The sequence below is a fragment of the Citrobacter sedlakii genome (genome assembly GCF_018128425.1).
GTDB classification, from domain to species: domain Bacteria; phylum Pseudomonadota; class Gammaproteobacteria; order Enterobacterales; family Enterobacteriaceae; genus Citrobacter_A; species Citrobacter_A sedlakii.
The window spans coordinates 4462209-4474401 of sequence record NZ_CP071070.1; the positions used below are offsets into that span (position 1 = coordinate 4462209).

Genomic DNA, 12193 nt, shown 5'->3' on the forward strand with positions numbered 1-12193 from the left:
GCAACAAGACGGCGTAATATTTAAGATAAATCACCGCGAGTCATATTGTCGGGATTATAATTACAGGCATCCTTTCCTGATATGCAAAGCCACTTTGCGCGTTTCACGGCGCACTTATCTTCAGGATTTTTACCTTCTGGAACAAGTAACAGTAATGGCACGTCATAACAGAAAACTCTCTTTTACCACACCCATACTGGTGAGCTTTACGGGGATCTTGCTGAGCTTTGTGCTGATCGCCATCTTTATTACGTTTACTCAACGGAATGATTTCCTTGAGGATTATCATAACATCAACCGTAACTTTACCCATAACCTCGCGGTGAACTATACCGAATCGCTGTTGCGGGAAAATGATTATATTCTGGGCCGCGCGGCGACCTTTTTTTCCCGCAATGATCATTTGAATGAAACGGTGAACCTCGACCCGGACAACGGCCTGAAGACGCTGATGCAGTTACAAACGCTGATGCCTTCCGTCTCTTCCGTCTCGCTGGCTGATATTGAGGGTCATTATCTGCGCGCGCCGCAGGTGCTGAACAACGAACGCAGTCGGTCTTTTGACGCCAAAACGCGCCCGTGGTTTATGGATCAAGCCGAGGCCAGCACCTTTAGTCGCTACACCTCACCCTACCTTGACCACTTCACCCGCAATCCGACGGTGACGATCTACAAACCCATAATTTCGCCGGAGGGCAAACTGAAAGGCAGTATCGCATTTCACCTCGATCTGACCTCGATGGGGTATACCCTGCGTCAGATGGTTGCCCCTGTACAGGGAGAATTTTTCGTGGTCGATCGAGACGGGCAGGTGGTGCTTCATCCGGATACGGGCGCGTTGTTCAAGCAGTACGTCAGTAAAGACATCATGAATAAGATGACCAGCGGCGAAGGGAACCTGTACGATCCGGACAGCCAAACCTGGTACTACTACTATTCATTTACTAACCCAGACTGGTTTGTGATTTATCGGGTGTCGAATCCCACGCTGTTGGATCTGACGCGCCATGAGACCAATATTGTCGCCTGGGGCTTTGCCCTCGCCGCCATCATGATTGCATTGTTCGGCCTTTATTTGCGTCACGCTTCGCGTACGGTACTGATGAACATTATCAATGCGATCAAAACCGGCGACGTTAACCGCGCGCCGCGTCTTGAAGCGATGCTCAGTAAGGCCATTGAATCCAACAAAGAACGCGAGTTGATTTACGTGCGTCAGGCGACGATTGACGCCCTGACCGGCTGTAAAAACCGGCGCGCGTTTGATAACGACATTGCCGCGCTGATGAACGATCACCAACCGTTTGCCCTGGCGCTGGTAGATATTGATAACTTTAAATCCATCAATGACACATGGGGCCACCTGAACGGAGACATTGTTTTACGCAACGTCGCGCGTGAAGGCATTCAGATCCTGCAACCCGAGGCGGTGTCCTTGTACCGCTATGGCGGTGAAGAATTTGCCGTACTGTTTTCGGGTGAGCAGTTAAACAATGCGCTTCCGTTGCTGGAACGCTGGCGTGAACAGATCGCCCGGCGAACCTGGCGCGAGGAAGGGTTACATGTCACCTTCAGCGCCGGACTGGGTGAATGGAATCTGGAAAGCCAGGAACAGTTGGTGATGCGGGTAGATGAAGCCTTGTATAAAGCGAAACAGGAAGGCAAGAATCGCATCATCACCACCAACGGCTAATTTCGACCCCACCCTGCAAAGCCCGTCACGACGGGCTTTTTTACGAATTAAGAAAAACCGTAACCGGTTTCATTTTTTGTGCGGTTTCTTTGTGATGCTTTACACACATTCAACGTGAGCCGGTTGTTCTCTGCCTGCAGCGGGACTAAAGATGAAGTATCAACGGAACCGTGAGAGCCAACTATGAAGAACATCGTTTTATGCTGTGCCGCCGGGATGTCCACCAGCATGCTGGTACAACGAATGAAAGATGCCGCTCTGAAGAAAGGCGTTGAAGTCACTATCAAGGCAGTGCCCGTCGCCGAGTTCAAGGAAAATATCGCCACGGCGGATATTGTTCTGCTGGGCCCGCAGGTGAAATACGAGCAGGCAAAACTGCAGGCGCAGGCCGATCCGCTGGGCAAGAAGGTCGCGGTGATCGACATGATGGATTACGGCATGATGAAAGGCGATGCCGTACTGGAAAAAGCGCTCAAACTGCTGGAGTCATAATGGAAGATTTAGAAACGACAATCATGGAACTGCTGGTCAACGCGGGTGCGGCGCGCAGTGCTGCCCTGACAGCGTTGCAGATGGCTCGCAAAGGTGATTTTGACGAAGCCGAAAAAGCGATGGAAGAGTCGCGCGAGTATGTGAAGCATGCGCACACCATCCAGACGCAGCTTATTGGGCTCGATGAAGGTACAGGAAAGCTGCCGGTTAACCTGATTACCGTCCACTCGCAGGATCACCTGATGAACGCGATGGTCATCCAGGATCTGGCGGGCGATATGATTGAGCTTTATCGTCGGCTACCGCTTTCGAACGAATAAAAACGCGGTGGCGAGACGCTTACCGGGCTGAAAAAAGTATAAAAAAACCCGCCGAAGCGGGTTTTTTGTTAAAGGCATCAACGATTATTCGTTGTCGGAACCGCCCAGACCTGCGTTCAGCAGTTCTGCAAGGCTCGCGGATGCATCTTCGGCAGTCACCTGCGGTGCAGCTGGCAGTTCGCCCGCTGCGCGACGACGCATACGATCCTGGTGGTACGCGTAACCGGTACCTGCCGGGATCAGACGACCCACGATAACGTTCTCTTTCAGGCCACGCAGTTCGTCGCGTTTACCCGCAACGGCTGCTTCGGTCAGGACACGCGTGGTTTCCTGGAACGATGCGGCAGAAATGAACGATTCGGTAGCCAGAGACGCTTTGGTGATACCCAGCAGATCGCGGGAGTACGTTGCGCCCACTTTGCCGTTCGCTTCCAGTTCGCGGTTCGCGATCTTGACGCGGGAGTATTCAACCTGCTCGCCTTCCAGGAAGTCGGAGCTGCCCGCGTTTTCGATGGTAGCTTTACGCAGCATCTGACGAACGATAACTTCGATGTGCTTATCGTTAATCTTAACGCCCTGCAGACGGTATACGTCCTGGACTTCGTTAACAATGTAACGGGTCACAGCATGCACACCACGCAGACGCAGGATGTCGTGCGGCGCTTCCGGACCGTCGGAAACCACGTCACCACGTTCTACACGTTCACCTTCGAACACGTTGAGCTGACGCCATTTCGGAATCATCTCTTCGTATGGCTCGCTACCGTCTACCGGGGTGATAACCAGACGACGTTTCCCTTTGGTCTCTTTACCGAAGGAAATAATACCGCTGATTTCAGCCAGGATTGCCGGCTCTTTCGGACGACGGGCTTCGAACAGGTCCGCAACGCGCGGCAGACCACCGGTGATATCCTTGGTACCGCCGGATTCCTGCGGAATACGCGCCAGGGTGTCACCAGAGCTGATCTGTACGCCATCTTCCAGCTGTACAATCGCTTTACCCGGCAGGAAGTACTGCGCAGGCATATCGGTACCCGGGATCAGCACGTCGTTACCCTGAGCATCAACGATTTTCAGTGCAGGACGCAGATCTTTACCGCCGGTAGTACGTTCAGCAGAATCCAGAACCACCAGAGAAGACAGACCGGTCAGCTCGTCGGTCTGACGAGTAATGGTCTGGCCGTCAATCATGTCAGTAAAGCGGATGAAACCACTTACTTCGGTGATAACCGGCATGGTGTGCGGATCCCAGTTTGCAACGGTTTCACCGCCGGCAACCTGCTCGCCATCACCTTTCGCCATAACCGCGCCGTAAGGCACTTTATAGCTCTCTTTGGTACGACCGAATTCGTCGATCAGCTTCAGCTCGGTGTTACGGGAGGTGATAACCAGTTTACCGCTGGAGTTCACAACCGACTTCGCGTTGCTGAGCTTGATACTACCTTTGTTTTTCACCTGGATGCTGGATTCCGCAGCCGCACGAGATGCCGCACCACCGATGTGGAACGTACGCATCGTCAGCTGTGTACCCGGTTCACCGATGGACTGTGCCGCGATAACGCCGATAGCCTCACCTTTGTTGATGATGTGGCCACGCGCCAGGTCACGACCGTAGCAGTGCGCACAGACACCAAAGTCGGTGTCGCAGGATACGACGGAACGCACTTTCACGGCATCGACAGAGTTCTCTTCCAGCAGGTCACACCACTGTTCGTGCAGCAGCGTGTTGCGCGGAACCAGAATGTCGGCAGTACCCGGCTTCAGTACGTCTTCAGCGGTAACACGACCCAGTACGCGATCGCGCAGCGGTTCTTTAACGTCGCCACCCTCGATAACCGGCGTCATCAGGATACCTTCGTGCGTACCACAGTCGTCTTCGGTTACCACCAGATCCTGCGCCACGTCAACCAGACGACGGGTCAGATAACCGGAGTTCGCCGTTTTCAGCGCGGTATCCGCCAGACCTTTACGCGCACCGTGCGTGGAGATGAAGTACTGGAGTACGTTCAGACCTTCACGGAAGTTCGCGGTGATTGGCGTTTCGATGATGGAGCCATCCGGCTTCGCCATCAGACCACGCATACCCGCCAACTGACGAATCTGAGCAGCGGAACCACGCGCACCGGAGTCGGCCATCATGTAGATGCTGTTGAAGGAAACCTGCTGTTCTTCCTGACCGTCACGGTTAATCACGGTTTCGGTTTGCAGGTTATCCATCATCGCTTTGGATACACGATCGTTCGCCGCAGCCCAGATATCGATCACTTTGTTATAGCGTTCGCCCGCGGTCACCAGACCAGACTGGAACTGTTCCTGAATCTCAGCAACTTCGGCTTCCGCCTCAGAGATGATTTCGTATTTTTTGTCCGGGATGACCATGTCATCGATACCAACGGATGCACCTGAACGCGCTGCATACGCAAAGCCGGTATACATCGTCTGGTCCGCAAAAATTACGGTCGGTTTCAGGCCCAGAATACGGTAGCAGGTGTTCAGCATTTTGGAGATCGCTTTCTTACCCAGCGCCTGGTTGACGATGGAGAAAGGCAGACCTTTCGGTACGATCATCCACAGAATGGCACGGCCAATGGTCGTGTCTTTCAGGCTGGTTTTCGCAACGAATTCGCCGTTAGCATCTTTTTCGTATTCAGTGATACGCACTTTGACGCGCGCATGCAGAGAGGCCAGGCCAGCGCGATAAATACGCTCAGCTTCTTTCGGGCCAGTCAGCACCATGCCTTCGCCTTTGGCGTTAACACTGTCACGGGTCATGTAGTACAGACCCAGTACAACGTCCTGAGACGGAACGATGATAGGTTCGCCGTTCGCCGGGGACAGGATGTTGTTGGTAGACATCATCAGCGCACGCGCTTCGAGCTGGGCTTCCAGCGTCAGCGGTACGTGAACAGCCATCTGGTCACCATCGAAGTCGGCGTTATACGCCGCACAAACCAGCGGGTGCAGCTGGATAGCTTTACCTTCGATCAGTACCGGTTCGAATGCCTGGATACCCAGACGGTGCAGCGTCGGCGCACGGTTCAACAGTACCGGGTGTTCGCGGATCACTTCGTCCAGGATATCCCAAACGACAGCTTCTTCGCGCTCAACCATTTTCTTCGCGGCTTTGATGGTGGTGGCGAGGCCACGCAGTTCCAGCTTGCCGTAAATGAATGGTTTGAACAGCTCCAGCGCCATTTTCTTCGGCAGGCCGCACTGATGCAGACGCAGGTATGGACCTACGGTGATAACAGAACGACCGGAGTAGTCAACACGCTTACCGAGCAGGTTCTGACGGAAACGACCCTGCTTACCTTTGATCATGTCGGCTAAAGATTTCAGAGGACGCTTGTTAGAACCGGTGATCGCACGACCGCGACGACCGTTATCCAGCAGGGCGTCAACCGCTTCCTGCAGCATACGTTTTTCGTTGCGTACGATGATGTCCGGCGCAGCCAGATCCAGCAGACGTTTCAGACGGTTGTTACGGTTGATCACGCGGCGGTACAGATCGTTCAGATCCGACGTTGCGAAACGACCGCCATCCAGCGGAACCAGCGGACGCAGATCTGGCGGCAGAACCGGCAGAACGGTCAGGATCATCCACTCCGGCTTGTTGCCGGACTGTACGAACGCTTCCAGCAGTTTGATACGCTTGGTCAGCTTCTTACGCTTGGTTTCGGAGTTGGTTTCGTTCAGCTCTTCGCGCAGCGTTTCACATTCTTGCTCCAGATCCATGCTCTTCAGCAGGGCCTGGATCGCTTCGGCGCCCATTTTCGCGTCGAATTCGTCACCGAACTCTTCCAGCGCATCCAGATACTGTTCTTCAGTCAGGATCTGCTGGCGTTCCAGGTTGGTCATACCGCCTTCGATAACCACATAGGATTCGAAGTACAGCACGCGTTCGATATCGCGCAACGGCATATCGAGCAGCAGGCCGATACGGGACGGCAGAGATTTCAGGAACCAGATGTGAGCAGTCGGAGAGGCCAGCTCGATGTGGCCCATACGCTCACGGCGCACTTTGGTCTGGGTCACTTCTACGCCGCACTTCTCACAGATCACACCGCGGTGTTTCAGGCGCTTGTACTTACCGCACAGGCACTCGTAATCTTTTACCGGCCCAAAGATACGGGCGCAGAAAAGGCCGTCACGCTCAGGTTTGAACGTACGGTAGTTGATGGTTTCCGGCTTCTTAACTTCACCGAAAGACCATGAACGGATCATGTCTGGCGAAGCCAGAGCAATTTTGATCGCATCAAACTCTTCGGTTTTAGTTTGCGCTTTCAGAAACTTTAATAAGTCTTTCACGGATTTGCTCCCGTCGGAGTTAGCACATTCCGCTGCCGGGTGTTACCCCGACAGCAGTGACCTGTTTGAGCGAGAATTACTCGTCTTCCAGTTCGATGTTGATACCCAGCGAACGAATCTCTTTCAACAGTACGTTGAAGGATTCCGGCATGCCCGGTTCCATCTGATGGTTGCCGTCCACGATGTTCTTATACATCTTAGTACGACCATTCACGTCATCAGACTTAACGGTGAGCATTTCCTGCAGGGTGTATGCCGCGCCGTATGCTTCCAGCGCCCACACTTCCATCTCCCCGAAGCGCTGACCACCGAACTGCGCCTTACCACCCAGCGGCTGCTGAGTAACCAGGCTGTAGGAACCGGTGGAACGAGCATGCATCTTGTCGTCGACCAGGTGGTTCAGTTTCAGCATGTACATGTAACCTACGGTTACCGGACGCTCGAACTGTTCACCCGTACGGCCGTCGAACAGCGTGATCTGACCGGAAGTCGGCAGGTCACCCAGTTTCAGCAGCTCTTTAATTTCCGCTTCTTTCGCACCGTCGAACACCGGCGTTGCGATTGGCATACCTTTGCGCAGGTTTTCAGCCAGACGCAGAACTTCTTCATCGCTGAAGGTATTCAGGTCAACTTTCTGACGAACGTCAGCGCCCAGATCGTACGCACGCTGGATGAATTCGCGCAGTTTCGCGACTTCCTGCTGCTGTTTCAGCATGGCGTTAATCTTGTCGCCGATACCTTTCGCAGCCATACCCAGGTGGGTTTCCAGGATCTGACCGATGTTCATACGAGACGGTACGCCCAGCGGGTTCAGTACGATGTCTACCGGCGTACCGTTTTCATCGTAAGGCATATCTTCGATCGGGTTGATCTTAGAAATTACACCCTTGTTACCGTGACGACCTGCCATCTTATCACCAGGCTGGATCCGACGTTTAACCGCCAGATAGACCTTAACGATCTTCAGCACGCCCGGTGCCAGATCGTCGCCCTGGGTGATTTTACGGCGTTTCGCTTCGAGTTTTTTCTCGAACTCGTGTTTCAGTTCGTCATACTGCTCAGCCAGCTGTTCCAGCTGATTTTGTTTCTCTTCGTCGGTCAGGCCCAGCTCCAGCCAGCGGTCACGCGGCAGTTTGTCGAGCTTCTCAGCTTCAACGCCACCGGAAACCAGCACTGCGTGGATACGGCTAAACAGGCCCGCTTCGAGGATCTGCAGTTCTTCAGACAGGTCTTTCTTCGCCTGCTTGAGCTGCATTTCTTCGATTTCCAGCGCGCGCTTGTCTTTTTCTACGCCATCGCGGGTAAAGACCTGAACGTCGATAACCGTACCGGAAACACCGTTTGGTACGCGCAGAGAAGAGTCTTTCACATCAGACGCTTTCTCACCGAAGATCGCACGCAGCAGTTTCTCTTCTGGCGTCAGTTGGGTTTCACCTTTCGGCGTGACCTTACCTACCAGAATGTCGCCGCCGGTCACTTCCGCACCGATATAAACGATACCGGATTCATCCAGTTTGGAGAGCGCAGCTTCACCCACGTTCGGGATGTCAGCGGTGATCTCTTCCGGCCCCAGCTTGGTGTCACGGGACACACACGCCAGTTCCTGAATGTGGATGGTGGTGAAACGGTCTTCCTGGACAACACGCTCGGACACGAGGATGGAGTCTTCGAAGTTGTAGCCGTTCCACGGCATGAACGCTACGCGCATGTTCTGACCGAGCGCCAGTTCACCGAGGTCGGTGGACGGACCGTCTGCCAGCACGTCGCCGCGCTCAACCGGCTCACCCAGGGAAACACACGGCATCTGGTTGATACAGGTGTTCTGGTTAGAGCGGGTGTATTTGGTCAGGTTGTAGATATCGATACCCGCTTCGCCCGGATACATCTCGTCTTCGTTAACTTTGATAACGATACGGGAGGCATCCACGTACTGAACGGTACCGCCACGCTTAGCAACGGCAGTCACACCGGAGTCAACGGCAACAGCACGTTCCATACCGGTACCAACCAGCGGCTTATCTGCACGCAGAGTCGGAACGGCCTGACGTTGCATGTTCGCACCCATCAATGCACGGTTGGCGTCATCGTGTTCCAGGAACGGGATCAGGGACGCACCGACGGATACCACCTGCTGGGTGGATACGTCCATGTAGTCAACCTGGTCGCGGCTGAACAAGCTGGATTCGCCTTTGCTACGGCAGGTCACCAGATCTTCTACGAAGTGGCCGTCTTCATCCAGGTTGGAGTTCGCCTGAGCGATAACGAAGTTGCCTTCTTCAATAGCAGACAGGTAATGAATTTCATCGGTTACCACGCCATCAACCACGCGACGGTACGGCGTCTCAAGGAAGCCATACTCGTTCGTCTGCGCGTACACGGACAGGGAGTTGATCAGACCGATGTTTGGACCTTCAGGCGTTTCGATTGGACATACGCGACCGTAGTGGGTCGGGTGTACGTCTCGAACTTCGAAGCCTGCGCGTTCACGGGTCAGACCACCCGGGCCGAGTGCGGAGATACGACGCTTGTGCGTGATCTCAGACAGCGGGTTGTTCTGGTCCATAAACTGAGACAGCTGGCTGGAGCCGAAGAACTCTTTCACTGCCGCAGAAATCGGTTTGGCGTTGATCATATCCTGAGGCATCAGGGTATCGAGATCGCCCAGAGACAGACGCTCTTTCACCGCACGCTCTACACGCACCAGGCCAACGCGGAACTGGTTTTCCGCCATTTCGCCTACGGAACGGATACGGCGGTTGCCGAGGTGGTCGATATCATCGACTTCGCCTTTACCGTTACGGATATCGATGAGCTTCTTCATCACTTCGATGATGTCGTCTTTGCTCAGGATACCGGAACCTTCGATTTCATCACGCAGCAGAGAACGGTTGAACTTCATGCGACCGACCGCAGACAGATCATAACGGTCTTCGGAGAAGAACAGGTTCTCGAACAGGCTTTCCGCTGCTTCACGTGTCGGCGGCTCACCCGGGCGCATCATACGGTAGATTTCTACCAGCGCGCTCAGACGATCGTTGGTCGGGTCGACGCGTACCGTTTCAGAAATGTACGGGCCGTGATCCAGATCGTTGGTAAACAGCGTTTCGATACGTTTGTGGCCAGACTGGCTCAGCTTAGCCAGCAGATCCAGGCTCAGCTCCATGTTCGCCGGGCAGATCAGCTCGCCAGTAGATTCATCAACGTAATCTTTCGAGGCTACTTTTCCTGCAATATATTCAACCGGAACTTCGATATGTTTGATATCGTCTTTTTCCAGCTGACGAATATGACGTGCAGTAATGCGGCGGCCTTTTTCAACGTAGATTTTACCGTTCGCTTCGATATCGAAGGAGGCGGTTTCACCACGCAGGCGTTCCGGTACAAGCTCCATCTGCAGCTTGTTGTCGCGGATCTCAAAGACGACTTTTTCGAAGAAAAGGTCCAGGATCTGCTCTGTGGTGTAGTTCAACGCACGCAGAATGATAGTCGCAGGCAGTTTACGGCGACGGTCGATACGGACGAACAGGTTGTCCTTCGGATCGAATTCGAAATCCAGCCAGGAACCACGGTAAGGAATGATACGCGCGTTATACAGTACTTTACCGGAAGAGTGTGTTTTACCTTTATCGCTGTCGAAGAAGACGCCCGGGCTACGATGCAGCTGGGAAACGATAACACGCTCAGTACCGTTGATAACGAAAGTACCGTTGTCTGTCATGAGTGGAATTTCACCCATGTAGACTTCTTGTTCTTTAATGTCTTTTACGGTGCCTTCCGGCGCTTCGCGCTCGTAGATCACCAGACGCAGTTTTACGCGCAGCGGTGCGGAATAGGTCACGCCACGGATCTGACATTCCTGAACGTCAAACACCGGTTCGCCAAGGCGGTAGCTGACGTATTGCAGCTCGGAATTACCGCTGTAGCTCTGAATCGGGAACACGGAACGGAATGCAGCTTCCAGACCATACTGCCCTTCAGGATCTTGCTCGATAAACTTCTGAAACGAGTCAAGCTGGATAGAAAGGAGATAAGGCACATCCAGAACTTGTGGACGTTTACCAAAATCCTTACGAATACGTTTTTTCTCGGTATAGGAGTAAACCATAGGGTTCCTCAGCTCGCTGACAAGTCGACCCATCTGTCCTGCACAGGGACAGTTTGTGCAACACTATTTTGTTGACCGGAAAATGGATACTTTCCGCAATGCCTGTTGCTATCACGCTTAAACCATTTCATTGCGATTTACACAGAACGGGCGTTCTGTCGCAGTATATTAAGTCGTCGATAGAAACAAGCATTGAAAGGCACAGCAGTAGTCAAACAGTGTGAAACGCTACTGGCGCCTTACAGCGCAAAAAGGCTGGTGACCAAAAAGTCACCAGCCATCAGCCTAATCGCTTAGGCTGCAACCGGAAGGGTTGGCTTATTTAACTTCAACTTCAGCGCCAGCTTCTTCCAGAGATTTTTTCAGTGCTTCAGCGTCATCTTTGCTCACGCCTTCTTTCAGAGCGGCCGGAGCAGATTCTACCAGGTCTTTAGCTTCTTTCAGACCCAGGCCAGTTGCGCCACGTACTGCTTTGATAACAGCAACTTTGTTAGCGCCAGCAGCTTTCAGAATTACGTCGAATTCAGTTTTTTCTTCAGCAGCTTCAACCGGGCCAGCAGCTACAGCTACAGCAGCAGCAGCGGAAACACCGAATTTTTCTTCCATTGCAGAGATCAGTTCTACAACGTCCATTACGGACATAGCGGATACTGCTTCAATGATTTGATCTTTAGTGATAGACATTTAAATTGTTCCTGAATATCAGAATAAGTTTATACGTAAGCGGATGCTTTATAAAGATAACGGCGATTAAGCCGCTTCTTTCGCATCGCGTACAGCAGCCAGAGTACGAACCAGTTTGCCAGCCGAAGCTTCTTTCATGGTTGCCATCAGGCGTGCAATTGCTTCTTCGTAGGTCGGCAGAGTTGCCAGGCGGTCGATCTGAGACGCCGGGATCAGCTCACCTTCAAAGGCAGCGGCTTTGACCTCAAATTTTGCATTCGCTTTCGCGAACTCTTTGAACAGACGAGCAGCAGCGCCCGGGTGTTCCATAGAGTATGCAATCAGGGTCGGACCAACAAACGTGTCTTTCAGGCACTCGAACGGAGAACCTTCAACAGCACGGCGCAGCAGGGTGTTACGAACAACACGCATGTAAACGCCAGCTTCACGACCTGCTTTACGCAGTTCAGTCATTTTATCTACAGTTACGCCACGGGAATCCGCAACTACTGCAGACAGCGCGCCTTTGGCTACTTCGCTGACTTCAGCAACAATCGCTTGTTTGTCTTGAAGATTTAAAGCCATTAGCTTTGCTCCTGGATGTTTGCCGGA

General features: G+C 53.2%; 7 protein-coding genes. 3 read left to right on the plus strand and 4 right to left on the minus strand.

The window, feature by feature from the left end; translation table 11 throughout:
• Positions 1-154 precede the first annotated feature (154 nt).
• From JY391_RS21120 to JY391_RS21130, 3 genes are all read left to right on the plus strand, one after another.
• The gene (locus JY391_RS21120) at positions 155-1693 is read left to right on the plus strand and encodes a sensor domain-containing diguanylate cyclase (RefSeq protein ID WP_060569354.1); all 1539 of its coding nucleotides are present in this window, start codon (positions 155-157) and stop codon (positions 1691-1693) included.
• Positions 1694-1876: 183 nt separating this feature from the next.
• A complete protein-coding gene (locus JY391_RS21125) occupies positions 1877-2185 on the plus strand; it encodes a PTS sugar transporter subunit IIB (RefSeq protein WP_211934978.1) in 309 nt (102 codons plus the stop codon).
• Positions 2185-2505: a PTS lactose/cellobiose transporter subunit IIA gene (locus JY391_RS21130; protein ID WP_181822204.1), complete on the plus strand. Its 321-nt coding sequence runs from the start codon at positions 2185-2187 to the stop codon at positions 2503-2505. The genes JY391_RS21125 and JY391_RS21130 overlap by 1 nt, the downstream gene beginning before the upstream one ends.
• Positions 2506-2589: 84 nt before the next feature.
• On the opposite strand, the gene rpoC is transcribed toward JY391_RS21130, so the two are convergent.
• From rpoC to rplJ, 4 genes are all read right to left on the minus strand, one after another.
• Positions 2590-6813 (minus strand): DNA-directed RNA polymerase subunit beta', encoded by a 4224-nt coding sequence (rpoC, locus tag JY391_RS21135; protein WP_042293032.1) that lies wholly within the window; start codon positions 6811-6813, stop codon positions 2590-2592.
• Between the two features lie 76 nt (positions 6814-6889).
• Positions 6890-10918, minus strand: a complete 4029-nt coding sequence (gene rpoB, locus JY391_RS21140; RefSeq protein WP_042293034.1) for a DNA-directed RNA polymerase subunit beta — start codon at positions 10916-10918, stop codon at positions 6890-6892.
• Positions 10919-11236: 318 nt separating this feature from the next.
• On the minus strand, positions 11237-11602 hold the full coding sequence (rplL, locus tag JY391_RS21145; protein ID WP_012133812.1) for a 50S ribosomal protein L7/L12: 366 nt from the start codon (positions 11600-11602) through the stop codon (positions 11237-11239).
• A 66-nt stretch (positions 11603-11668) separates the two neighbouring features.
• Positions 11669-12166, minus strand: a complete 498-nt coding sequence (gene rplJ / locus JY391_RS21150) for a 50S ribosomal protein L10 (protein ID WP_042293041.1) — start codon at positions 12164-12166, stop codon at positions 11669-11671.
• Between the last annotated feature and the right edge of the window lie 27 nt (positions 12167-12193).